Origin of the sequence: Sheuella amnicola (genome assembly GCF_010499255.1) — a bacterium.
GTDB lineage: Bacteria > Pseudomonadota > Gammaproteobacteria > Burkholderiales > Burkholderiaceae_B > Zwartia > Zwartia amnicola.
The window spans coordinates 87069-111378 of the sequence record NZ_JAAGRN010000002.1 but is presented as its reverse complement, the minus strand read 5'-3'; the positions used below and the strand labels follow the sequence as shown (position 1 = coordinate 111378).

The 24310-nt window shown below is 49.2% G+C and carries 18 protein-coding genes and 1 tRNA gene; 15 read left to right on the top strand and 4 right to left on the bottom strand.

Translation table 11 applies throughout. From position 1 onward, the window contains the following. Positions 1-368 precede the first annotated feature (368 nt). From G3I67_RS03065 to G3I67_RS03045, 5 genes are all read left to right on the top strand, one after another. Positions 369-3068: an autotransporter outer membrane beta-barrel domain-containing protein gene (locus G3I67_RS03065; RefSeq protein ID WP_163651525.1), complete on the top strand. Its 2700-nt coding sequence runs from the start codon at positions 369-371 to the stop codon at positions 3066-3068. Positions 3069-3326: 258 nt separating this feature from the next. Further along, positions 3327-3989, top strand: a complete 663-nt coding sequence (locus tag G3I67_RS03060; protein WP_163651524.1) for a class I SAM-dependent methyltransferase — start codon at positions 3327-3329, stop codon at positions 3987-3989. A gap of 1044 nt (positions 3990-5033) precedes the next feature. Continuing rightward, positions 5034-5318 carry a BrnT family toxin gene (locus G3I67_RS03055; protein WP_163651523.1) on the top strand — a complete coding sequence of 95 codons (285 nt, stop codon included), beginning with the start codon at positions 5034-5036 and terminating at the stop codon, positions 5316-5318. Between the two features lie 3 nt (positions 5319-5321). Next, positions 5322-5531, top strand: a complete 210-nt coding sequence (locus tag G3I67_RS03050) for a BrnA antitoxin family protein (protein WP_163651522.1) — start codon at positions 5322-5324, stop codon at positions 5529-5531. 162 nt (positions 5532-5693) lie between these two features. Beyond that, a tRNA-Pro gene (locus tag G3I67_RS03045) sits at positions 5694-5770 on the top strand. 24 nt (positions 5771-5794) lie between these two features. Here G3I67_RS03045 and G3I67_RS03040 read toward each other — a convergent pair. From G3I67_RS03040 to ppc, 3 genes are read right to left on the bottom strand one after another with little or no spacing between them, the layout of a single operon-like run. Continuing rightward, positions 5795-7525 carry an ABC transporter ATP-binding protein/permease gene (locus G3I67_RS03040; RefSeq protein ID WP_163651521.1) on the bottom strand — a complete coding sequence of 577 codons (1731 nt, stop codon included), beginning with the start codon at positions 7523-7525 and terminating at the stop codon, positions 5795-5797. An 8-nt stretch (positions 7526-7533) separates the two neighbouring features. After that, entirely contained in the window at positions 7534-8973 is a 1440-nt protein-coding gene (locus tag G3I67_RS03035; RefSeq protein ID WP_163651520.1) for a hypothetical protein, read from the bottom strand. A 7-nt stretch (positions 8974-8980) separates the two neighbouring features. Continuing rightward, positions 8981-11824, bottom strand: a complete 2844-nt coding sequence (gene ppc, locus G3I67_RS03030; protein WP_163651519.1) for a phosphoenolpyruvate carboxylase — start codon at positions 11822-11824, stop codon at positions 8981-8983. Positions 11825-11955: 131 nt separating this feature from the next. Here ppc and G3I67_RS15125 point away from each other — a divergent pair, with 131 nt between their 5' ends. Next, positions 11956-12552 (top strand): glutathione S-transferase C-terminal domain-containing protein, encoded by a 597-nt coding sequence (locus G3I67_RS15125; protein WP_163651518.1) that lies wholly within the window; start codon positions 11956-11958, stop codon positions 12550-12552. Between the two features lie 23 nt (positions 12553-12575). Here G3I67_RS15125 and G3I67_RS03020 read toward each other — a convergent pair whose 3' ends face one another. Further along, positions 12576-13601 (bottom strand): helix-turn-helix domain-containing protein, encoded by a 1026-nt coding sequence (locus G3I67_RS03020; protein ID WP_163651517.1) that lies wholly within the window; start codon positions 13599-13601, stop codon positions 12576-12578. 195 nt (positions 13602-13796) lie between these two features. On the opposite strand from G3I67_RS03020, the gene G3I67_RS03015 reads away from it, so the two are divergent. From G3I67_RS03015 to G3I67_RS02975, 9 genes are all read left to right on the top strand, one after another. After that, positions 13797-14588 carry a heme ABC transporter ATP-binding protein gene (locus tag G3I67_RS03015; RefSeq protein ID WP_163651516.1) on the top strand — a complete coding sequence of 264 codons (792 nt, stop codon included), beginning with the start codon at positions 13797-13799 and terminating at the stop codon, positions 14586-14588. A gap of 61 nt (positions 14589-14649) precedes the next feature. Then, positions 14650-15900, top strand: coding sequence for an ABC transporter substrate-binding protein (locus tag G3I67_RS03010; protein ID WP_311197039.1), 1251 nt, complete (start codon positions 14650-14652; stop codon positions 15898-15900). Positions 15901-15970: 70 nt separating this feature from the next. After that, positions 15971-16846: a branched-chain amino acid ABC transporter permease gene (locus G3I67_RS03005; RefSeq protein ID WP_163651514.1), complete on the top strand. Its 876-nt coding sequence runs from the start codon at positions 15971-15973 to the stop codon at positions 16844-16846. 3 nt (positions 16847-16849) lie between these two features. Further along, positions 16850-19366 (top strand): branched-chain amino acid ABC transporter ATP-binding protein/permease, encoded by a 2517-nt coding sequence (locus G3I67_RS03000; protein WP_163651513.1) that lies wholly within the window; start codon positions 16850-16852, stop codon positions 19364-19366. A gap of 5 nt (positions 19367-19371) precedes the next feature. Next, entirely contained in the window at positions 19372-20154 is a 783-nt protein-coding gene (locus G3I67_RS02995) for an SDR family oxidoreductase (protein ID WP_375539296.1), read from the top strand. A gap of 24 nt (positions 20155-20178) precedes the next feature. Then, positions 20179-21114, top strand: coding sequence for a 3-hydroxyacyl-CoA dehydrogenase (locus G3I67_RS02990; protein WP_163651511.1), 936 nt, complete (start codon positions 20179-20181; stop codon positions 21112-21114). A gap of 31 nt (positions 21115-21145) precedes the next feature. Beyond that, positions 21146-22078 (top strand): 3,5-dioxohexanoate:acetyl-CoA acetone transferase, encoded by a 933-nt coding sequence (kce, locus tag G3I67_RS02985; RefSeq protein ID WP_163651510.1) that lies wholly within the window; start codon positions 21146-21148, stop codon positions 22076-22078. A gap of 36 nt (positions 22079-22114) precedes the next feature. After that, a complete protein-coding gene (locus G3I67_RS02980; protein WP_163651509.1) occupies positions 22115-23083 on the top strand; it encodes a tripartite tricarboxylate transporter substrate binding protein in 969 nt (322 codons plus the stop codon). A 1-nt stretch (position 23084) separates the two neighbouring features. Continuing rightward, positions 23085-24281: a M20 aminoacylase family protein gene (locus G3I67_RS02975; RefSeq protein ID WP_163651508.1), complete on the top strand. Its 1197-nt coding sequence runs from the start codon at positions 23085-23087 to the stop codon at positions 24279-24281. Positions 24282-24310 lie beyond the last annotated feature (29 nt).

Below are 24310 nucleotides of genomic sequence, written 5' to 3'. Positions count from 1 at the left end.
ATTATTCAAACTTCAAAATGAAAAAATTAAAAAAACATATCGTTTTATTCGCAGCGATCATTGGTACCTTGATCTATTCGACACAATCGCCAGCACAAGTAAGTTGTCCTATCACACTTGCCGCTAACAGCAGCACTGCAATCTCTGATGGGGGAGTATTAAATTGTGCTATCACTATTAATAACGGTGTGTCACTGTCCACATCAGGCAGGAGCATGTATTTGAACAACAGTGGTACAACAGTTGTAAATTATGGGACCATTCAGTCGACAGGTTCGTACGCGGTTGGAGTACTGGGTTCCCTTGGTCAAGTCACTTCAGTGACAAACACAAACATAATTTCAGGGAAAATAGCAGGAATATATATTATGGGAGGGATCAATACCATCAACAATAGCGGTCAAATAAGTAATAACCTTAACGGCGATGGTATTTACAATGCAAGCGGTGAACTTGAAAATTTAATCAACACAAATACTGTGAGCGGAAATGGCGTTGGCTCTGGCGTAAGCGTGGGCACTTCATCGACAGCCTATATAACGACAGTCACAAATAGTGGAGCAATAACTGGTGGCGCAAGTGGTTATGGCGTGAATGTAAGCAGCACCTATGGCACGATCACGACACTCAATAACCGTCAAGGTGGCAATGGTGCAGCAGCAACTTCTACAGCGTTGTCCTACAACGGTAAATTACCAACAAATTACAACATCATTGTCGCCTCGCCAACGCAGTATGGGCAATTGATTGTCACCAACCCATTAACATCCACTACAACATTTGGGATTTACTCTGGCGGTGTATCGGGAGTTGCAGCCTCTACGCTGGCATCAGGAACATACTCATCGGTATTAAGCGGTGTAACAACAAGTAACATTGCAGGCAGCAGAACAGGTACATATGGTGCCTACAACTGGACGCTAAATAATGTGAGCGGAACAATTTGGGATTTGGTGGTGACAGGCGGTGGTGGCGGTGGCGGTGGCGGTGGCAGTGGCAGTAACAACAATACAAATTCAACCTCCACAATTCCTGATATTTCCAGTGGCACAAGTGTAGGTTTAGGTAGCATAGGAGTGACAGCTAATCCTGTTTTGGCAGGCGGCACGATCGTCCTGTCAAAAGGTGAGCGTTCCAGTCAGGCACTATCCGTTCTGAGTTCAGGTGGGACCATTGCGGCGCCAACTACGGGAGCGGCTCAACTTTCTGGTGTGTTGTCTGGATCAGGCAGATTGACGTTCAGCGGCAGTGGCATGACTGTACTTTCAGGTGCCAATACTTATACTGGTGGCACGGTAGTGGATTCTGGCACGCTTTCATTACTTGGTGGCACTTTAGGTTCGGGCGATGTCTACGTTGCATCGGGCGCACAGCTTATGGGTACAGGCAGCATTGCAGGATCCATTACGGTAGCAGGTTTGTTTAAGCCAGGTAATTCGCCAGGTTACATTGGCACAAATGCAAACGTCACGATGAACAATGGTTCAACGTATCAACAAGATATTGCAGGTACCACGCAAGCCAGTCAGGCGTCACCTGTGGGTGCAACAGGTTATTACTCGTATCTCAACATCACGGGTGGTCAGTTCATTATCAATTCAGGCGCAACCTTAAAGCCCGCGCTTTCGAACTTGTTCAACGAATCAGAGTCAGGATACGGCAGCACCCCTTATACGCCTGTGCTGGGTGACCGCTTCCGTATCGTCACCGCAGATGGTGGTATCTCGGGCAAGTTCTCAAACGTGACACAGCCCGCAGAACTCTCAGCTGGAACGCAGTTCCTGACGTTCTACAACGTGAATGGTAGCAACAGCATTGATTTGGCTTTAATACCGACTTCATACAACACAACAATTGGCACATTGTCAGGTAATAAAAACGCACAGTCGATAGGCGGTACTTTAGACAAGATGGTTGTGGCATCACAAGCTGGAACATCTAACGCAGCACAAGACCAGTTGTTATATGCGGTGACAGGTCAGAATGCAGCCGCACTGCCATCCTATGCTCAAGGCTTATCAGGTGAGGTGTATGCGGCATCAGTGGCAACCATCGCACAAACCACGCAGCGTGTACAGCAATCGGTCTTGAATCGTCTGGGCGACACGATGGGTATCGGTTTGCCCAGTTTGATGACTAATCCCACAGGCAACACCGCATTGATGGCCAATACGCAGGCCGCGATGTCAGGTGGTGTACCTACCTCCGCTGTTAGCACCAACCCCAATGCAGAAGCCAAGTCGTTTAACAACGGCAACGTCTGGGGTGATTTGGCTTATCAGAAGGCTAATCGCTCAAGCGATAGTTACTCGGGAGGCTGGAACAGCAATCTGTATCAACTGGTATTTGGTTCGGATTTCTACACTGAGAACGGCATGACGGTTGGTGGCGGTTTAGCATTGTCCAATACCAATCTGAACCCAACCTATGGCTCAGCCACAATTCAACAGGGCTCCATCTTTGCCTACGGCAAGATGCCTGTACAAGAGTTTGTTGTCGATGGCATGGCCAGCATTGGCTTGAACTCAAGTGACATCTCGCGTAGTGATGTGACAGGTCTAAGCAGCGGCTTTAGAAACAAATCCGTGACGGGCAATGACGCAATGGTCAGCCTTGGCTTAAGCCGTCCTGTGGATGTGGATAATTTCCGTATCACCCCCTTTGCCCGTGTGACGTGGCAGGTGGTCACGCAGTCAAGCGTGAACGAAGGCGATGCAGCATCAGCCCTGAGCGTCAAGGGTTTTACGGGTAATGGCGTGCGCGGTATGCTTGGTGTGGCAGCAGGCTCGAAAGCGAATAATCCGATGACTGAAGAATTCACCTATCGTGCGTATGTGGGCGTGGGTGCAGACTCGTCGGGTGTACTGAATCCAACGCTGAATGCTTCCTTGGCTGGTATGAGCACAAATATCACCACACCAAACGCAGGCGTAACCTTTGTACAGGCAGGTCTCTACGGTACAGCGAAGATCGCAGGCAACGCTTATGCGTATATAGGGCTGTCAGGTGAAGTCCGTAGCGGTCAGACACTAGGTGTGGTCAACGCAGGTGTGCGGTTTCAGTTCTAAATAAACTGTTAGTTTACATGGTGTCGTTTTAAATGACACTTCAGCATCAGGGAATATTATGTATCCCTAACAAGCCCAAGAACGAGTTCCGTATCACTTGGGCTTGTTGTCAAACGTCGTTCAAGTACAAGCATCGGGATACTATCAGCCAAGGACAATGCTGGAGCACTTGTATGGAGCGGGGAGTGTATTTACCGTAATGCAGCAGGGTTAGTGTCTGTCGCTATAATTTTTCTAGGATACTTAAGGCGAAAAGTTATGTTTAATAAAACTACCACCATGCTTTGTCGCATCATAATCTTAGCAATGCTCAGTTTGGTCATTGGCAAGGTTTGCGCGCAAACTCCACATACGCATCAACATAGCTTTTCCAATGCCAGCCAATGGGCACAAGTATTTGATGATCCTGAACGCGATAAGTGGCAACAACCACATCAAGTTATTCAGGCATTAGAAATTAAACCAGATTCAATTGTCGCGGATATTGGTTCTGGCACAGGTTATTTTGCTACCCGTCTCGCGCATATGGTGCCCCAGGGTGCTATATATGGCGTGGATGCTGAGCCCGAAATGGTCAATTTTTTAAAAGAGCGAGCTGAGAAGCTAGGTTTAAAAAATTTATATTCAATACAAGGCTCCGCAGAATCACCAAGACTACCTAAGAAGGTCGATTTGATTTTGTTCGTAGATGTTTATCATCATATTGAGAAACGCATTGGCTATTTGAAAGCCGTTCGCTCATCGCTGAACGATGGAGGACGCATCGCAGTTATCGACTTTAGACAGGATAGCCCGATTGGACCTCCAGTAAAAGATCGTTTTTCTTCAAGTCAGGTTGTGGAAGAGTTTAAGCAGGCGGGTTTTTCTTTGATTAAAGAGAATGAGTTTTTGCCAAATCAATATTTTTTAATCTTTAAATGACATTCAATATTGGCAAGAACAACGTTGGAACATTTATATTGTGTTGAATGTATTTGCGGTGATACAGCAAGGTTAATCTTGGCATCGTTTTGTACCGCATAGTCACTCAATAAATACTAAAAAAGTAGATGGCTATGCGTATTGCTGAAATCGCGACAATTAAACCCACTAGATACCAGATCAAGCTTATGTCACTGCGCTAAAGACTGGCGTGGATCGCGCAAGAGATGCATTGAAAGCCGAGCGTGATCGACAGAAGGTACAGAAAGCACAACAGCAACTACTCAAAACAATATCGGCTGTATCGTGAAACGGCGCTAGCCGTTAAAAGTTGAGCTTGCGCTGGTTTATTCGATAGTTACAGGCATTGGTGGATTGATAAACTTTAAAACTAACAGGTTGTTTCGCCGTCAATTCGAACTTAGAATAAACGTTCACTATCTATAGGGGAATATTATGGGCTGGTGGTGGTTTTTTAGAACTTAATCAACACCTTCGTTGATTTAACTATTTAAAAAAGAAAGCTAGTTTTGTATTGGTTTCAATCAAAAATGCAGTTGTTCCATTCTCACCCACCTACTCCATAGGTTTTGGAATAGGTGGGTGATTTATTTGCAAGTGATTAAATAATTTAACCGCCGCATGTCAGCCATGTCGTGACTCAGTGCCAGCAAAACGTCTAGCTGGCGCAGCTTTACGACATTTTTATCATCGAATGCCACGCCTATCCCTTAAATAGACGGTCGCATCAACTGTCATTTAAAACGACACTGCTAAGCCCCATAACTTTTCCCAGCACATCACCATCCTCCCTCCACTAAACCATCTGTACTACAAGTAGTATAGAAAGCCGCAACCAGCAGCCCAGAATTCAGTCGGATTTTTTGCTAGAATGTTGTGCATCCGAGTCGCAATGGCTGGGAAAGTCGGGGCGTAGCTCAGCCTGGTAGAGTACTACGTTCGGGAACGCAAATTCACTCGAAAGATATCCACATCAAAAATTCAATTTAAACAAAAATATCGTTTCATATGTACAATGTACGTATGAAAGAAATTAAATTTGAATGGGATGTCGCTAAAGCGATTTCTAATCTCAAAAAACACGGTATATCATTTGACGAGGCAAAGTCGGTTTTTTATGACGAACAAGCTCTATTGATCAATGATCCTGATCATTCGGAAGCCGAAGATCGATTTATTTTATTAGGGCTTAGTCATTCGATAAGAGTTGTATTGGTATGCCATTGCTATCGATCACAGGGCAATACCATCCGAATTATTTCAGCCAGAAAAGCCACTTCCAAAGAGGCAAAGACATATAAAAGGTGACTTATGCGTAAAGAATATGATTTTTCAAAAGCCAAGAAGAATCCCTACGCTTCGCAATTAAAAAAATCCATCACGATTCGCCTCGACGAAGATTCAATTATGTATTTCAAGGCAATATCTGAAGATGTCGGGATTCCATATCAAAGCTTAATTAATCTCTACTTGCGTGATTGCGCCGCAAGACATAAAAAATTAAATTTAAATTGGAAATAATTCAATACCCGAGCTTAAAGTGGATAGTGGTACCGACCGAAATAGTGATCTGAAGAGCGAAAGTAGTACAGTTTGTGGTATAGTTTTTTTATAGATTGCAAGCAAAAAAATATTTAAATTGTGCTGAAATCATTAATAAAAACAATAAGTTAAGTTTCAAGTCGGGGCGTAGCTCAGCCTGGTAGAGTACTACGTTCGGGACGTAGGAGTCGGAGGTTCGAATCCTCTCGCCCCGACCATTTAGCATCAGATAGCGAACGTAGTTACTGGGTAGCCCTCAGTGACCAATGCCCATCTCCGTGCAACTCCAAAGTGGATTCGTGGTACTGAATTAAGTTCTTCCTGTGTCCCACGCTAACAAAAGTTGTACCTGTTCTTTTAAGTATTTCATACAGACGGGCTTCGTTCTCATCGTCTAATGCACTTGTTGATTCATCCAGCATCGCAAAACGGGATTTCATCAATAACAGTCTGGCAAACGCCAGGCGTTGCTGCTCACCAAGAGATAAATATTCAATCCAGGGGCGAACCGTATCGAGCCCGCCTACTCGATCAGGCAGATTTTCCAGATTTACTGTCTTGAGAACAGCGTGGAGTTCTTCTTCACTATTCTGGCGATCCAATGCTGGATATTGAAGTTGATCGCGCAATGTTCCCAAAATCATATAGGGGCGCTGAGGTAAAAAAATGATCTCAGATAACGGTGGGCGATAGATGCGACCTTCACCGGTCGTCCAAAGGCCCGAAAATGCGCGAAGAATGGAGCTTTTTCCAGAGCCGCTTGGCCCCAGAATGATCAAGCCGCCGCCTGGGGACACTTCAAGGCTTGCGTCCACCAGCAATGCGCGTTCACGTTTCGGTGTGTATAACGTCACGTTTTCGAGCGCCAATTTAGGCGACTCGAGAAGTGTAATTTGGGGCAGGGAATTGCTTGATGTCGATGCCCCAATATCTTCAGGGTGCGTGGCGTTAGAGACATCTTGATTCAATGCGGTTTTAAATGTTTGCAGACGACTTATACCTGCAGCAAATTGACTCAAACTTTCGATTCTGGATACGATCAATGTGAGGGATGCCAAAACAGTTGCGAAAACACCGCCTGCTTGAGTCACTACACCGAATTTAATTTGATCCTCGAAATATAGCGGCGCCATTACCACGAGAGGCAAAATTTGAATCAGATATTGATAGCCAAAGGTGAAGTATGCAAGATTTCTTTGCCAGGCAATCAGATTGAGAAAGTTATCGATCGCTTGCGTGAGCCGATTTCGAATTTGCAAGCCTTCAAGCTTTTCACCGCCAAAAAAAGCGATCGATTCAGCATTGTTTCGGACATGAACGAGTCCGTAGCGCAAGTCTGCTTCGCGTTTAAGCTGAAGAAAATTGAGGTTAATCAGTTTCTTTCCAAACAGCACGACAACGATAGTACCAATGACTGCGTAACATACAAGCAGAAAGACGAGTAGGCGGGAAATGCTCCAAAGCACTCCAATAAAAACGATTAATTGAATAATCGACGAAAGGATTTCAGTCAAAAAGTCCAAACTAGTGGAGGTGAACGACGAAACGTCCTGCGAAATACGTTGATCCGGATTGTCAATATCGGCGTTATGGCTGATTTTGAAATACGCGCGATTAGAAAAATAGTCAGTCAGAAATTTTTCGGTAAGCCATTTACGCCAATAGACTCCGAGTAGTCGACGCGTATATTCAAAAAGAGTGCTGATCGGAGTAGCAATAATGAAAACAATCAAGCCTATCAGCATACTGTTGCCAAAAGCTTGAACATCTTTCTCGGATAAAGCAGTCATGAAATCCCGAACCGCATAGCTAATGATGACACTGAGCGCAGTGGTCGCAAGCAGTAATAGCGTGAGCGCGGCCAATAAGGCACGCGCTCGTGTTTTGTCTCCAGAAACCCAGTAAGGGTAAGCAATAGACCAGAAACCACGCCATAGATCACGATCAAAAATACTAACTTTTGTAGTTTGCATGAATTTATTTAATTCGGTAATTTCCAAATGATGCCCTCAGTCGGACACGACACTTGAGAAAGAGAGTTGATCTCAATACAAAAATCATCTACGCAAACAAAACTATCAGTCGACGTGAAAATAGTCGAAATGTGTGCAGAAGATGATTGGGCATTAAACATATGCTCGAGTAATACATGAAGCAAGAGCGCCTTGTCACGATCTGAACCTGTTTTTAATCTGAGTGTTTCATCCGGCATGGCGATTCGATTATGATCATTGAAGATGGATTGACAGCCCGCTATGCCATGAATCATTGTGAGCGCCTCTTCGGTAGAGTTTAATTTTGTGCCCAGCGCTTTACTCATGGGTTGATGTCTGGCCGCTTCCAGATATGGCGTCAGACTAGTTACATCAAGGGATCGGAATGAATACAGGACTTGCGAGAGTTCTGGGTTGCCTTCATTTCGTAGGGTTAGCCGAGCTTGCTCTATAGATTGCGAACCGAGTAAATTCCTTAATACTGGGGCGAGGGGGGATTCCTCCATTCTATTGATGGGGCATGCCATGCCCATCGTTAGCTGTTCAAGCCGGCAGCCGAAAAAATCATCGAGTTTCTCAATGATAGATGCAACATGATCATCGGCAATACTAGATGTTGAGACAGATAAGTTCCATGTGCCGGCTACTGAAACAATATGATCCATATCCTTGAAGATGGAATCGAAGGCGGATTGAGCGTTGCCATTAAATTTTTCATTCACAAATTGCGTCCAGTCCTGTTTGGAGAACAATTTGTTTTTGCCGTAAAACCACCATGGTTCGCCTGTGCGCATCCAGCCAAATGCGGTGTAATGCGATGCGCTCGTTAAGGCAATAACGTTGGTGATTTCATCTTTGGGCATAGTCATTGCAAGTGCCGCAAAGATCGCCACTTCATCAAGACAAGATGTCAGCCCCATCGGTGCACTTGAGCGACGGCCAGTTAGCGCCTTATTGGCAACGACAATATCGAAATTCGAATAATAAAAAGCCGGAAAACGATTGCTTTTTATCTGCGTAAAAAGCGGATCGAGTGCGCCGGCGGGAATGGCCCCATTTGCCAGCCTTTGTTTAAAGGTGTTTTCAATCAAGCCAAGAGAATGATCAACTCTTTGAGCGCCAAGCCTGGCTCGTTCATCGCTGATGTTCAGCTCGCCATAGATCGCCGATACTTCTCCCGGATGTAGATGCTTGAAGTGTCGATCAATCTGGTGTTGTATCGTTCGAATCAGCTCAAGCGAATCGTTATGGTCCTCGTGGTTGTCGGCTGTAGTTAATTGCTTCGCAGCAATAAGCTTGGTATGAATTTTTTCGCTTAAATCCCAGAGCTTGGGCGATAAGAGATTGCCAAGAACAAGCGGCAACAATATGTTTGTATCCGCATGGGCATCAAAGATATTGGGAGAGATTGCATTGACTGTTTGCACGACTGACTCAACCGGAGTTACGCAAACCCGCTGCGACGCCGTTGATAGTCAAATGAATCGCCCTCTCGACTCGATCATCCAGGGTGGCTGCGGATTTGTGTTTGTTGGATTGGCGATGGCGATGCAATAGTTCAATCTGCAGGTAATTCAATGGGTCAATGTAGGCAAAGCGTTCACGTAGTGATGCAGCAAGCCTTGGGTTGTCGGATAATAATTCTCGTCGAGTGACTAGCTTCAGTGCGGCGAGGGTGCGGGCGTGTTCTTCCGTGATTTGATTAAAGACCTTCTCGCGTAGTACCTTGCCTGGAACCAACTGGGCATAGCGTGCAGCAATCTTGAGGTCGGTTTTTGCCAGAACCATTTCCATGTTTGACAGCATGGTTTTAAAAAACGGCCAGTCCTGCGCCATGTCCTGAAGTGATTGAAGGCGTGCGCGACGCGTGGTCGGAGCTCCTTTGAATCCTTCATCCAGGTAGCGAGTGAGTGCAGCCCCAACCCCGTACCAGCCTGGAAGCATCAGACGGCACTGGGCCCATGAAAACCCCCATGGAATAGCCCGCAAATCTTCAATTCGATCGCCACCCTTGCGCGAAGAGGGCCTGGATCCGATATTGAGTCCTGCGATTTCGGAGATAGGGGTGGAGGCGAAAAAATATTTTGCAAACCCCGGTGTTTTATAGACCAGTGCGCGATAGCTCGCTTGGGCGGTTTCGGACAGGAAGTTCATGATTGCGCCATAGCGCTTGATATGATCTTCTTCCATACGGGCGGCATGCTCATCGACCAAGCTGGCTTCGAGTGTTGCCGACACAAGATTTTCTAGATGCCACTTTCCGACATCAGCATCCTTGTACTTGCTTTGAATGACCTCACCTTGCTCGGTCAGTCGGATTTGGCCTGCAACGGAGCTGGAAGGTTGGGCCATAATGGCATCGAAGGTCGAACCGCCTCCGCGACCAACGCTACCACCTCGGCCATGAAATAGTCGCAGTCCGATATGACGTTGATGAAACACTTCGACCAAGGCTCGTTCGGCTTGGAATAGCGACCAGTTTGATGTCAGAAACCCGCCATCCTTGTTGCTGTCTGAGTATCCCAGCATGACTTCTTGGATTCCACCCTGTTCAGCCATAATGCGCGTACGTACTTCAGGTAGATCCATGAATCGGGCCATGATGTCAGGGCCATTTTCAAGGTCAGGGATCGTTTCGAATAGTGGTACCACCATCAAGCCGTCATGGCGCACGGCCTCGAACTTTTGATTGGAAGGCGTATACGCAGCAGAGGCAAGTCCGGCTTCCTTGATCAAGACAAGCGCCTCAAGCAAATCACTTAGCGTTTCGGTGTGCGATACGATGTATTGACGCACTGCTGATGAACCGAAATGGGCTCTTCCTCGAGCGGTTGCCTGCAGAATTCCCAGTTCGCGTTGTGTTTCATCGGAGTATTGAATCCAAGGTGAAGCAAGCGGGCGCGCTTGGTTCAGCTCGGCCCTTAGTAGTTGAACCTTGTCTTCTTCGGACAGGGATGCGTAATTTAATGGAGCATTGTTTAATCGTAAGCCTGCTTTTTCGAAAAGTTCTGAAAGTGTGCGCTCGTGCACATCGGAACTTTGACGCAGGTCCAAGCTGGCGAGATGAAAGCCGAACACGAGGACGGCCTGACGCAGGGATTGAAGTCTCAGGCGCGCGACCGGTGCGGCGCGATCTTTTTCGAGAGAGTCAATTAGGATTTGGATATCTTCACAGAATGCTTCAGGACCTTCGTAGGCAACCATGCTTACTGTATCGCGGCGTGCAAGATCGATACCAACGCGTTGACGCGCAGTGGCGGCTAAGCGGGCATAAATGCCGATCAATGCGCGACGATATGGTTCGTCATGACGATGTGCGGATCGATCCGGTCCTTCATCAGCTAGCTTTTGGAGTGCGGGAGTGACGCTTGTTAATAGCGTGCTGAGAGAAAGTTCGGCTGCCAGCAATTGGACTTCATTCAGATAAAACTCGAATGCAACACTGGCGCCGCGAGTCAACGCACGTTCAAGTGTGGACGCGTCAACGTTTGGATTGCCGTCGCGATCGCCGCCGATCCAACTTCCCATTCGTAGGAATGGGGGCAAGGCTGGAGGCATTGCGCTAAATGCAGATCGAGGCTCTCCACCTGAAAGCTGCATCGAAAGCTCGGCATACAACTTGGGAATCGCAATTAAAAAAGTGCTGCGATAGTACGACAGTGCATTTTCAATTTCATCGGCCACAGTCAGACGCGTGTAACGTAGCATACGTGTCTGCCATAGTGTATTGATGCGACCGATTAGCTCAAGGTCGATATGGTGTTGTTCCTGTTCGGTAATGCGACCAAACCTGTCCGAAAGAGCCTGTGATATCTGGTGATGTAAGTCAAGCGTGCTTTTGCGTTGCACCTCAGTCGGGTGCGCAGTCAAGACCGGCATGATGCACGCATGCTCAAGCAGTTTTTGTATTCGTGATCTGGTTACGCCTCGGTCACGCAGTAAATTGAGTGTATTTGACAACGTGCCGCGAGCAGATTCATTGTCGCGCAGCAGGCGGGTTCGGGCTTCGGATTTTTGCGTGAAGTCTTCGGCAATGTTGGCTAGATGCAAGAAGTAACTGAAGGCACGCGCAACAAGGTTTGCATCATCGCGTTGCAATTTCTTCACGCGGTCCTGCAATATGCGACCATCCTGACTGCGCCCCTGTCGGCGATACCTGACCGCAGTGCGGCGCAGGGTCTCTATGATGTCGAACGTTTGCTTGCCTTCGGTTTCGCGGATCACATCACCGAGCATGCGGCCCAGCAGCCGGATTTCTTCGCGATCTGTCGTCATCATGAGTTTTTCAGTCCAGATTGGGGGATTAGCGGAAAATTATCGCAGGTCGGCGGTAGAATCGGTCTATGTAAATTTAAAAGCCATATATTCAGTTTTCAAAACGACTTCAGATCTTACAAAAGGAGACCTACGTGAAGCTTTCATATTCCTCAGCCAGTCCTTATGTTCGCAAGGCTTTCGCCTGCGCCATTGCGCGCGGTATTGATGGTCAAGTTGAAAAATGGGACATCAAGACGACCGATGCGAGCCTTGCGTTGTCCAATCCTTTGTCCAAAATTCCGACATTGATTACCGATGAGGGCCAGACCTTGTTCGACAGTCCGGTCATTTGCGAGTATCTGGATAGTATCGGCAGTGCCGCGCCCTTGTTTCCCGCAGCTGGTCCCGCACGCTGGGCAGCGCTACGCCTGCAGGCTTTGGGTGATGGCATTATGGATGCCAGTCAACCCCGCCGTCGTGAAATCGCCTTACCTCAGGATCAAGGTCGTATCGATTACATCGAGTTGCAAAAAGGTAAAGTCAGCCGCTCGCTCGATCTGCTTGAAAAAGAAATCGCCAGCTTGGGTCAATTGAAAACAATTGGCGATATCACTGTCGCATGCGCTTTGGGTTATCTCGATTTCCGCTTTGCCAATGAACCATGGCGCCCGGGGCACCCGAAACTTGCCGCGTGGTACGACGAGGTGGTCAAGCTTGCTCCGATGGCTAAAACTATGCCTGCGGGCTAATGGTTAACAACCGGTTGAGTGTTTCAGTTTGCCAGTCGGTTGAGATCTTCCAGCTTGAGACGGGCGACTCCATTTTTTTGACTTGAGTAAAGATTCAGGTCGATTGGGGTTTCGCCCGCGCTTAGCGTGGTGGCCCCGGTGTTGCCGATTGTCATGGACTCGAGCGAAGAGGGGTCGATTTCAAGAACGTCTTCGGGTTGGTATATTTTTTCCTGGGTCGTGCCGTCTTTAACGACATACTTCACCCAGGAAGGAGCACTGAATTTGAGGGATATTTTTCTCGTCTCTTTCGGGTTAGGCTGTGAATTTTGAATCAGGGGTAAAGACATCGCCAATGATTGGCCCGGCATAGCGTCGGTTAATTGAGATTGATGAACGGGGTTATTTTCATCTCCCATCCCTGGGGTAGGTTGAGGTGTATCTAACAGTGCTTTGGGTGAGAGTGCGGAAACCTCAGTTTTGGTTACGGATTCCGATAGCGTTTGATTTGCGGCCCCTTTATCCTGATCGGGAGGGCTTAAAGAGAGTGTTGATTCAGTCGTTGTTTTTTGCGCACTGAGCTCTTGGCGCACTAATTCATGTTGTCGATTGGTTTCGGTTTCGATACGTGAATTTAGATTAATGCCCAGGGCAGCAAGCGAAATCATCAAGATCCAGAAGACAGGATGTCGGGCGAAGTAAGTCAGGATCGAGCTTTGGTTTTTAAATAAGCCGGACTTGGCCAGAACCTTGACACTTTGCTGCGCGCGCCCGTTTTTGGGATGAATCGGGGCCTCACGAATCTGCGAAATTAGGCTCCAACACTCGTTATTTTCGGGAATTGAAAGGTAATGAGCGTATTTCTCGATCCCGCGCAAGAAGAACGAAGAATTATGAAATGCTGCCTGTTCAGCGGATTCTATGCCCCGGATTTGCGCCACCGACATGATCAGTGCTCGAGCAACGGATTGTAAATCCAGACCTCGTTCGATTCGAGTCTTCAGCAATATCTCGCCAATTTGCTTGAATTCTGTGGCACCCTGGGTGCGTGACGAAGATTGATTGGTCATGGAACAAAGAGCTTAAATTTGGGTACGATTGAGGCCAAGGTTGCGCTCCTTGGGCATCCGCCACGGTCAACTCCCCCAATTTATGGGATTTATCGCACAAAAAATATCCTCTCTACGGTTAATATCCAATACGATTCGAATTTAAAAATATATTTACAAATCAATTAGATAGAGTTCGATATTCGAAATTAATCCATGTCATTGCAACTTAAAAATCTGTGTATTCAGCGCGGGAATCGTCGTGTTTTAGACAACGTATCGCTAGATTTAGAGCATGGGCGCCTATACGCAGTGCTTGGAGCAAATGGCGCTGGAAAATCTTCACTTGTGGGTGCGTTGGCTGGCGAAATCAAGCCCACTCATGGGACTATTCATTTCGATTCGTCGGACTTGACGAGCTTAAGCGTAAAGCGGCAGGCGAGAATCCGGGCAGTATTGCTTCAGAATTCGGAGTTGCAGTTTCCCTTTAATGTTAAGGAAGTGGTCGCTATGGGAGGTTACCCATTCGAGGAGGCGAGCACGCAACAGGTTGATGCCTGGATCGCTGAAGCCCTTTCGTTTGTCGATGCCGATCAACTGATCGACCGTCCTTATCAGCAGTTGTCCGGAGGGGAGCAACGGCGCATCCAGTTTGCAAGAGTGCTTGCACAATGTTTGGCGATGGAACAAATAGAGGGACGTGTCCACCTTTTTCTGGACGAGCCTCTGGCCAACTTGGATCCCAAGCATCAGACTCGGTTAATGCGAACATTGCAGAAGCTTGCTCGCGAGCGCCAATTCACCATTTTGATTGTTTTGCATGATGTGAGCCTGGCTTCCTACTGCGATGAAATTCTACTGATTGCCAATCAAGCCGTGGTCGCCAAAGGTTCACCTGCTGCCGTATTGAATCCGGATAATTTACGGCAAGTTTTTGACACGGAAATGATCGTGCTTGCCCACCCGCAAGATCAATCGAAACTCGTGGTTTTACCAGCATCTCTTTGAGATATACTGGTTTGAAGCAGGCGAATACAGCCTGTTCATAAACTTTGCGATGGAGACAACCGTGAGCAAGCAACAACCAATTTCCAAATCCCGCCGTCAGATCGTATTGGGTGCATCCGGGGCTGCGGCTCTGGGGGTAGTGGCGCCTGCATTCGTCCGCGCTCAGCCGGCCTCTTTCAAAATTGGCCATCTGACTCCCAGAACGGGATTTTTGGGGCCGATGGGTGAGTACGCTGTTATGGGGGCGACCCTGGCGGTGGAAGAAGTCAACGCGGCCGGCGGAGTGCTGGGACGTCCTTTCGAGTTGCTTGCAGAAGACAGTGTCAATCCTCAAACTGCATCCAGCAAGGCGCAGCGCATGGTTGAGCGTGACAATGTGTATGCGCTGGTTGGAGAAATCAGCTCGGCGTCTGGTTTGGCGATTTCACAGGTGGCAACCAGAGCGCAAAAAATGTTTTTCCAAACCGGTTGCAACTCCGATGAGCTACGCGGAAAGAACTGCAGCCGGTATCTGTTTCACACAGAAGCCAATAACACGATGTATGTTCGCACCATCGGTCGCTACCTGCAGCGCGAAAACATGGTCAAAGGCAAGCGTTGGATGGCGTTCACCGCTGACTACGCGTTTGGACATGATTTGTTCGAAAAGACCAAGGCGTTCATGGATGCCAATGGCGGGATTTTTATCTCGAACGACATGATTCCGACGGATGCGACCGAATACAGCGCAATGATCTTGAAGATTCGGCAGCAAAAACCCGACCTCGTGATGAGTAATCTGGCGGGTAACCAGACGACCAATTTCATGAAGCAATATAACGAGTTCAAGATTCCCTTCCCGCTTGCCGGGGCCGACTTGAATTCCGTCAGCATTTGGGGTGCCGGCGCAGAGGGGTTTAGTGGCACTTGGCCAATTATCTGGACCCATCAGGTCAAGGCGCCTTCGGCACAGAAATTCGTCCAAGCCTTCACCAAGCGCTTTAACCGTCCTCCGGACAATCAGGGGGTGGCTGATTATCTTGCGATCAAGATCCTGGCCCAGTCCATGAATGCGATCAAATCAGATGACACCATGAAGGTCATCCAATACCTCGAAAGTGGAGTCAAGTTCGATGTGCTGCGCGCCAGAGAGGGGTATTTCCGACCATGGGACCATCAGCTGATGTTCGAGATGTACACCGTCTCGCCCAATCCGGACAAAAAGGCGGGCAAGTGGGACATCATGCAGACGAGCGCTCCAGTACCCGAACCTTCGGAAAGTCTCGAGGTTCTAGCGCCAAGCCAGCAGGAAAACGCTTGTAAGTTTGCCTGATCTGCGTAGTTCGAACAGCCGTGCGCATGGTGTGCGCGGCTGTTGTTAAAGCCTGGAGATTCCCTTGGGTATGGAGCTTGTCTTCATCGCCGAGCAAGTAGTCAATGGACTTTTGCTTGGCTTCTATTATCTGTTGATCGCACTCGGTCTATCCATCATCTTTAGTTTGGGTGGAATCGTGAATCTGGCGCATGGCGCTTTTTTCGCGATTGGCGCGTATTTGATGGTGACGTTGACGCAGCATCTGGGCTATGGCGCGTCCTATGTCGCGTCCCCGATTTTGGTTGCAGTACTTGGCATGGTCGTCGAACGTCTTTTCTTGAGGCGTTTTTATCGTGCCGATCCCGTTTTGAGCCTATTGTTCACCTTCGGACTCGCCATGGTGATCGAGCAGGGTTTGCGAATGATTTATGGCGCCTCGCCGGTTCAATTTTCAATCCCTTCATTTGGTCGCGGACAGTTGATTGTTGGCGATTTTATCTACCCTTATTACCGTATCGGTATGCTAAGTGTTGCCGCTATCGCATTGTTAGCGACTTGGTGGCTGTTGAGCAAAACATCGTTCGGTAAGGTTGTGCGTGCCGGGATTAACGACCCTGACATGGTGCGTGCGCTCGGGATTTCGCTGGCGCCTGTTTTGACAGCGGTTTGCGGAATTGGAATTGGTCTGGCTGGCTTGGCCGGAGCCTTGCTCGCACCTATAACAGGAGTGCATCCCGCGATGGGGCAGGAGATACTGACTGCCGCTTTCGTCGTGGTTGTAATCGGTGGCTTGGGTAGTTTCTGGGGCGTTGTGATTGCCGCGCTGTTAGTTGGCGTGATTCGCGGCCTGACGTCCTATTTCTTTCCACCGGCCTCGGAGGCCTCGCTCTACTTGCTGATGCTGGTCATATTGTTGATACGACCGCGAGGCTTGATGGGCGAACGCATGGAAAGGCTTGAATAAATCATGTTGAAACACGAAATAAAAACTCTGACATTTGTTTTACTAGGCTTGGTGGTTTTGCCGTTTTTGCTGCAAGCCGGCGGCTTGACGGTGACTTCGGCGATCGAGTGCGTCTTGCTTGCCGTAGTGGGGCTCGGACTCAATGTCTTGCTGGGAAATACCGGGTTGGTTTCCTTCGGCCATGGTGCATGGTTCGGTATTGGTGCTTATGCGGTAGCCATTTTTCAACTCAGATTCTTTCCGAACTCGATTGTTGAGCCATTGCTGATTTGTGTAGTGCTCGTTGCGTTGGCTGCGGTCCTAATCGGGGCACTTGTCCTGCGTAGACGCGGCGTGTACTTTTCTTTACTGACGCTTGCCTTTAGTGCTTTGTGTTTTACGGTTGCTTTTCGGTGGACCGCCCTAACTGGCGGGGAAAACGGGTTGGGCGGAATCGAACGACGATCGATCGCCGGAATATCGCTAGACCAACCGTTGGTGTTTTATGCCTTTGTTGCCATGATTGCCTTCATAATCGCAGCTTTTTTGTTGAGGCTTAAAAACTCTCCATTTGGGCACGTTCTGGTTGCGATTCGCGAGAATGAAGTCAGAACCCGGTTTCTGGGTTATCCGGTCATGTCCTACAAGTTGTTGGCTTTTGTCGTATCTGCAACTGTGACAGGCTTGGCAGGTGGATTGTCAGTGTTGAACCATCGTATTGCATCCGCTGAAAGCTTGTCGGTTGCATTTTCGGGCGAGTTGTTGGCGATTGTATTGATAGGCGGTATGCGCAGTTATGCGGGCCCGATTTTTGGTGCGTTGTTTTTTGTGCTGTTCCGGGAATACCTCTCGATGTTTACCGAGAACTGGCTCCTGTATTTCGGTCTTGTCTTTATTTTGTTCATATTGTTTTCGCCTTCGGGGCTGACAGGCATCGGGCAACGGGTCTGGCATATGTTGCGTCCACCCAAGGAAACAGAAGCAGCGATGTCGGCCCGAAATACTCCGCCAACAGTTGGGGCATTCCCTTCATTTTTACCGCAGCATCTTAACGAGTCCATTGAGGTGGTCGGGATCAGTAAACGATTTGGCGGTATTGCTGCCGTATCGAATGTGAGCACCCATATTTCAGCGCACGGTGTCCACGCTTTGATTGGTCCGAATGGGGCGGGCAAGACGTCATTTTTCAATTTATTGTCCGGAATGTTTGCGCCTGACTCCGGATCTGTTCGATTCAAAGGGCATGACCTCGCCGGGCAGCCGCCCAACGTTATTTGTTCATCGGGGATTTCGAGATCCTTCCAGATTACGAACTTGTTTAAAGGCCTAAGCGTTCGAGAAAACTTGATGTTGTCCGTACTGGCCAGAAACCCTGCAAGGTTTTCACTGCTAAGAAGCGTGGAGCAGGTCGAGCAAGTTCAAAGTGAGACTCAGGAACTGGCGGCATTTCTTGGTGTTAAAGGGATGGAGGGCGCCATTGCCGAGGATCTGTCTTATGGAGGTCAAAGACTTGTCGATATGGGCCTGGCGCTTGGATCTGCGCCTGCAGTGCTTTTATTGGATGAGCCGCTTGCTGGATTGGCCGTGGCCGAAAGGGACAGAATCGGTAAATTGATCCGCGCGCTGGGAGATCGAATCGGTGTGCTGCTGGTCGAGCACGACGTGGACCGGGTCTTTGCGATCGCCGACTGCATCACCGTTATGAATCAGGGGCAGGTTCTCGTGGAAGGGAATTCCGAACTGGTGCAAAAGGACGAGCGCGTTCGCGAGATTTACATCGGATCTGGTACTGAAGCCTTGGCTCAGACTGTCATTGCAACAGAGGTGTCTTCCAAAGTTGCATTGCATGTGCAGGGCATAGAGGCCTATTACGGTAAGAGCCATATTCTTTCCGGAATTTCATTTTCAGCCCATGAGGGTGAAGTGATGGCTGTTTTGGGCCGTAACGGCGCCGGTAAATCGACCTTATTGAAAAGCTTGATTGGTATGGCTCGATTGGGTGCGGGTCAGGTGCAGATAGATGGTCAAACGATTTCGACGCCGGTTCCGGAGACAATGGCGCGACTAGGCATCGCATTTGTTCCTCAAGGCCGACGCTTATTCCCAGGGCTAACAGTACGCGACAATCTGATGCTGGGTCGACTCAAACGCGGCAAACCTGGCTCAAATGCATGGTCGGATGAGCAAATTTTCACGATTTTTCCGCGGTTGCGGGAGCGTTACGATGTCAATGCCGAACTCTTGTCCGGCGGAGAGCAGCAAATGGTTGCGATTGCACGTGCCCTTGCCGGCCATGTCCGCGTGCTGTTATTGGATGAGCCTTTCGAGGGGCTGTCACCTGCAATGACCGAGGAAGTATTTAACGCTATTTTGAGGCTGAAGGGTAAGGTAACGATTCTGATTGTCGATCACAATCTCGATTTGACCCTTGCCTTGTCCGATACGGCTTTGGTGCTTGATCGCGGTCGGATTTCGCATCAGGGCCAAGCTTTGCCACTATTGAAAGATCTTGAATTTCGTCGTCAAAAATTATGGGTATGAATATGTTGCTTAAAGAAAGCTCTCTGGCAGGAAAGCGCGTTTTGGTTACCGCAGGTGCCAATGGAATCGGATTAGCGATTACAAGGGGGTTCATTCAGTCCGGTGCGAAGGTTCTGATTTGCGATGTCGACGAGGCCAGTCTCAAGCGTGTCCAACAAGATCTACCGGGCGTCATGACAACGGTCGCGGATGTCGCGGACGAACAAAGTGTCGAACAACTGTTTGCCCAGGTTGATGCTCAGCTCGGCGGACTAGACGTCATGATTAACAATGCCGGTATCGCCGGGCCGACGGGTACAGTCGAGCAGCTTAGTCTGGCTGACTGGAATCGCACGCTTGCGGTCAATATTACGGGTCAGTTTCTTTGTGCCCGCTTGGCTGTGCCACGCTTGCGCAAAGGCACGAAGGCTAGCATGATTAATCTGTCTTCCGCCGCGGGGCATCTGGGGTTTCCCGGGAGATCGGCTTATGCCGCATCCAAGTGGGCGGTAGTTGGTTTCACGAAATCGCTGGCACTGGAGTTGGGCCCCGAAGGAATTCGCGTCAATGCTATTTTGCCGGGAGCGGTTGATGGGCCGCGAATCCGCGCCGTGATTGCCGCGAAAGCAGCATCCCTCGGTAAACCGGTTCAAGAGGTGGCTTACGATTACGAAAAGCAATCTGCGATGGGTTCTTTGGTGTCAGTGGAAGATATCGCCAATATGGTGTTATTTGCCAGCGGGGATTATGCGAGGCATGTTAACGGTCAGGAATTGGTTGTGGACGGATATACACAAGCATTGAGCTAAAACAAACGAGATAGGGGAAACGGCATGAATATCGCAGTTGTAGGTTCCGGTCTAATCGGTCAGGCATGGGCAATAGTTTTCGCAAGAGGCGGACATTCGGTCAAACTTTGGGATGGTAATCCGGATGCGGTGCCTGCTGCCATCAAGTTGATTTCTACCCAGGTGGCTGACTTGAAAGAGGCGGGGTTGATCGACGACCCCAAGGGGTTGCTCGCCAGAATTAGTGGCGCCGCAACGCTTGAAGAAGTCCTGAAGGATGCCGACTATGTTCAGGAAAATCTTCCTGAACGCGTCGAAATGAAGAAGGAAATCTTTACGCGAATGGATGCGATTGCGGCACCGCATTGCGTTTTGGCTAGTTCGACATCCAGCATTCCGGCTTCCGCATTTACAGAAGACCTGCCTGGACGTTCGCGTTGCCTGATCGCGCATCCTGTCAATCCTCCTTATCTTGTTCCCGTAGTCGAGATTTGCGGTGCTCCCTGGACAGATGCAAAGGTTGTACAAAAGACCTGGGATGTCATGGAAAGCGTTGGTCAAAAGCCTGTCAAGATTTACAAAGAACTTGAAGGATTCATATTGAATCGTTTGCAAGGCGCTTTGCTGCGCGAAGCATTCCGTCTCGTTGAACAGGGGTATGTGGATGCAGATGGACTGGATGTGACCGTGCGTGAAGGGCTTGGCTTGCGCTGGTCTTTCATGGGGCCGTTTGAAACGATAGATTTGAACGCGCCCGATGGTTTGGCTGATTACGCGCATCGATTCAATAATATGTATCAATCGATCTCGACTGAACAAACCGATACTGCGCATTGGTCTGAAGACGTGATTCAGAAGTTGGAGTCCGCCCGGCGTAAGATTCTGCCCAAGGATCAGTTGTTGGCGCGCAGGCTCTGGCGCGATCGCAGGCTCATGGGACTGGCTGCGCATAAGAAAGCGGCAGAAAAAAACACGAAGTAAATCATTCAAGCTACGAAACGAGAGATTCATCATGGCCATTACACGTAAAGTCATCATTACTTGCGCAGCGACTGGCGCGATTCATACGCCCAGCATGTCCCCCAATTTACCGGTGACTGCCGACGAGATCGCCAAGTCCGCTATCGATGCTGCTAAAGCCGGCGCCGCGATCCTTCATTTGCATGCGCGCGATCCTAAAGATGGACGCCCTTCGCAGGATCCCGAGCTATTTCGCCCGTTTCTGGAAAAAATCCGCGCGGCAACCGATGCAGTCATCAACATTACAACCGGCGGCAGCCCCCATATGACTGTTGAAGAACGTATGCGTCCAGCTATGACGTTTAAGCCGGAAGTTGCATCGCTCAATATGGGATCGATGAACTTTGGCCTGTTCCCAATGCTGGATCGTTTCAAGGAGTTCAAGCACGAATGGGAGCGCCAACATCTCGAAAACAGTCGAGATCTGATCTTCAAAAATACCTACAACGACATCGAAACCATTTTGCGTCGTGGTGCCGAAAATGGTACGCGTTTCGAATTTGAATGCTATGACATCAGCCATCTCTACAACCTTTCGCATTTCGTTCAAAAGGGACTTGTGAAGGGACCGATCTTTATTCAGTCGGTATTTGGCATTCTGGGAGGAATCGGCCCGCATCCGGAAGACTTGATGCACATGCGTCGAACTGCCGACCGTTTGTTTGGCGACCAATATCAGTGGTCGATTCTTGGTGCCGGTCGCAATCAAATCCCCTTGGCCTCAATTGGAGCGGCCATGGGATCTCATGTGCGAGTCGGACTGGAGGACTCATTGTGGATCGGCCCCGGCAAGCTTGCCGCATCGAATGCGGAGCAGGTGTCGCGCATTCGTACCGTTCTGGAGGCGCTTAACCTTGAGATCGCCACTCCGGACGAGGCTCGCCAGATTTTGGGCTTGAAGGGCGCAGCAAACGTTAATTTCTAATATGATCTTATTTTGATCGATTATTAGAGAGTTGCCATGTCCGCATACCGCCTGATCCACCGAATTCTGAACATTTCTCTTGGGGCCTTGCTTGTTTGCGGTATGGCCCAGGCGCAGGATAAGACGACTCGTATAGTTGTACCGTTTGCCGCTGGCGCGGTTCAGGATACGCTCGCGCGTAGCCTGAATAACGAACTGGGCGCGGCATTGAAACAGACTGTCATTGTCGAAAACAAGGCTGGAGCTGGCGGTACGATCGGTACTGCACTGGTGGCCAAGGCTGCACCGGATGGTTCGGTATTGGATTTGGCCGCGGCAAGCCATCTGATTGCCAAGTATTTATATGGCAACTTGTCCTATGACCCGATGACCAGTTTCGCGCCCGCCGCTTACGTGGGTAATGCGAGCTACATTCTGATGGTTCCGGGTGATTTGCCGGTTTCAAGTGTTGCGGACTTTATCAAGTTGGTCAAGGCATCGCCCGGCAAATTCAATTACGCTTCGGCCGGCAATGGTAGCGCGACCCATCTTTCTATGGCTTATTTCGCCGCCAGTGCCGGGCTGGAGATGGAACACATTCCGACCAAGTCCACCGGCGAAGCCGTGACCGAGGTGCTTTCCGGAAGGGCGCAGGCCGTGATTGCCGCTAACGTTGGGGCATTGGGGTTTAAGGATGACAAGCGCGTCAAACTGCTTGCAGTCACCTCACCCAAGCGCTCCAAGTTCATCCCTGACCTGCCTACCGTGGCAGAGTCGGGCTTACCCGGATATGAGTTCACATCCTGGTTTGGCTTGCTCGCGCCGGCAGGCACTCCAAAGCCTGTATTGGATTCGATCCAGGATGCTATGGCTACCGTTCTGAAAAATCCCGCTGTTCAGGAGCGTTTGGCCAAGCAGGGTATTGAAAGCGAAATTCTGACCAATGCGCAGTTCGCCGATATTTTGAAACAGTCTGACGTCCAGATGGCTGAAGTTGTCAAGAAATCCGGCGCGAAGGTTCAGTAAAGTGAAGCTTGTAGATGCATTTGACGATTACTCCCAGTTTGTGGAGATCAGGAGAGATATCCACGCTCATCCCGAGCTCGGTTTCGATGAACACCGCACTTCTGAAATCGTTGCGAACAAACTGAAAGCGTGGGGCATTGAGGTTCATCGTGGCATTGCCGGCACCGGTGTAGTGGGTGTTTTAAGATCCGGCTCAAGTCCGCGCACGATCGGATTGCGGGCGGATATGGATTGCCTGCCGTTGCAGGAACTGAATCAGTTCGCGCATAAATCGACTCATGATGGACAAATGCACGCTTGCGGCCATGACGGCCACACCACGATGCTTCTCGCTGCGGCCTGGCACCTGGCAAAGACCCGCTCTTTCGATGGCACGGTGAATTTCATTTTCCAACCGGCTGAAGAGATGGGTCGTGCGGGTGCAAAAAAAATGATCGAAGACGGTCTTTTCGATCGATTCCCTTGTGACGCCGTGTTTGGGTTGCACAACTTTACCCTTGGTCACGTGGGTGGGTTTGCATTAAACGATGGCGCATTTATGGCCTCGAGCAACACCTTCAAGATCACTATCAAAGGCAAAGGCACTCATGCATCGATGCCGCATACTGGAATCGATCCGATTGCTCCGGTATTGGCGCTGGCAACCGCGTTGCAGGGGCTTGTCGCAAAAATTATTCCCAGTACCGAGCGCGCATTGCTTGCGGTAACGCAGTTAAGCGGATCGGTTGCACCCAACATCATTCCGGATGAGGCATGGCTCGGCGGGACAGTGCGTACTTTTTCCGTAACTGCGCTTGATCGTATCGAGTCTCGTTTGCGCACGCTGGCAAACCATATAGCCCATTCATATGAGTGTGAGGCTGAGGTCTTCTTCAGGCGAGCCTCTCCCCCGGTGATTAATCACCCGAAGGAAGCCCATTTCGCCGCAGAAGTCATGCGTGAGATTGTTGGAGCGGAAATGGTCGATGACCAGTTTCCGGGAGTCATGACCGCAGAGGATTTCTCACATATGCTATTGGCCCGTCCCGGTTGCTATGCTTTTATTGGTAACGGCGACGGTCATCATCGACTCGAGGGCCACGGTGAAGGGGCATGCATTCTTCACAATGCTTCATACGATTTCAATGATGCGATTATTCCGGTCGGAGCAAGCTATTTTGTCCGCTTGACCGAAAAATGGCTCAAGTCGTCAGGGTAATCCCACCCCTTCATAGTTAAAACGGGGTT

What these genes read in the sequence shown, in the direction of transcription:
- G3I67_RS02980 (WP_163651509.1), top strand. Translation starts at nt 22,115, where the DNA reads ATGTCCGCATACCGCCTGATCCACCGAATTCTGAACATTTCTCTTGGG.
- G3I67_RS03050 (WP_163651522.1), top strand. Translation starts at nt 5,322, where the DNA reads ATGCGTAAAGAATATGATTTTTCAAAAGCCAAGAAGAATCCCTACGCT.
- G3I67_RS03000 (WP_163651513.1), top strand. Translation starts at nt 16,850, where the DNA reads ATGTTGAAACACGAAATAAAAACTCTGACATTTGTTTTACTAGGCTTG.
- G3I67_RS03015 (WP_163651516.1), top strand. Translation starts at nt 13,797, where the DNA reads ATGTCATTGCAACTTAAAAATCTGTGTATTCAGCGCGGGAATCGTCGT.
- kce (WP_163651510.1), top strand. Translation starts at nt 21,146, where the DNA reads ATGGCCATTACACGTAAAGTCATCATTACTTGCGCAGCGACTGGCGCG.
- G3I67_RS03005 (WP_163651514.1), top strand. Translation starts at nt 15,971, where the DNA reads ATGGAGCTTGTCTTCATCGCCGAGCAAGTAGTCAATGGACTTTTGCTT.
- G3I67_RS03020 (WP_163651517.1), bottom strand. Translation starts at nt 13,601, where the DNA reads ATGACCAATCAATCTTCGTCACGCACCCAGGGTGCCACAGAATTCAAG.
- G3I67_RS02990 (WP_163651511.1), top strand. Translation starts at nt 20,179, where the DNA reads ATGAATATCGCAGTTGTAGGTTCCGGTCTAATCGGTCAGGCATGGGCA.
- G3I67_RS03040 (WP_163651521.1), bottom strand. Translation starts at nt 7,525, where the DNA reads ATGCAAACTACAAAAGTTAGTATTTTTGATCGTGATCTATGGCGTGGT.
- G3I67_RS03065 (WP_163651525.1), top strand. Translation starts at nt 369, where the DNA reads ATGGGAGGGATCAATACCATCAACAATAGCGGTCAAATAAGTAATAAC.
- G3I67_RS03060 (WP_163651524.1), top strand. Translation starts at nt 3,327, where the DNA reads ATGTTTAATAAAACTACCACCATGCTTTGTCGCATCATAATCTTAGCA.
- G3I67_RS03055 (WP_163651523.1), top strand. Translation starts at nt 5,034, where the DNA reads ATGAAAGAAATTAAATTTGAATGGGATGTCGCTAAAGCGATTTCTAAT.
- ppc (WP_163651519.1), bottom strand. Translation starts at nt 11,824, where the DNA reads ATGATGACGACAGATCGCGAAGAAATCCGGCTGCTGGGCCGCATGCTC.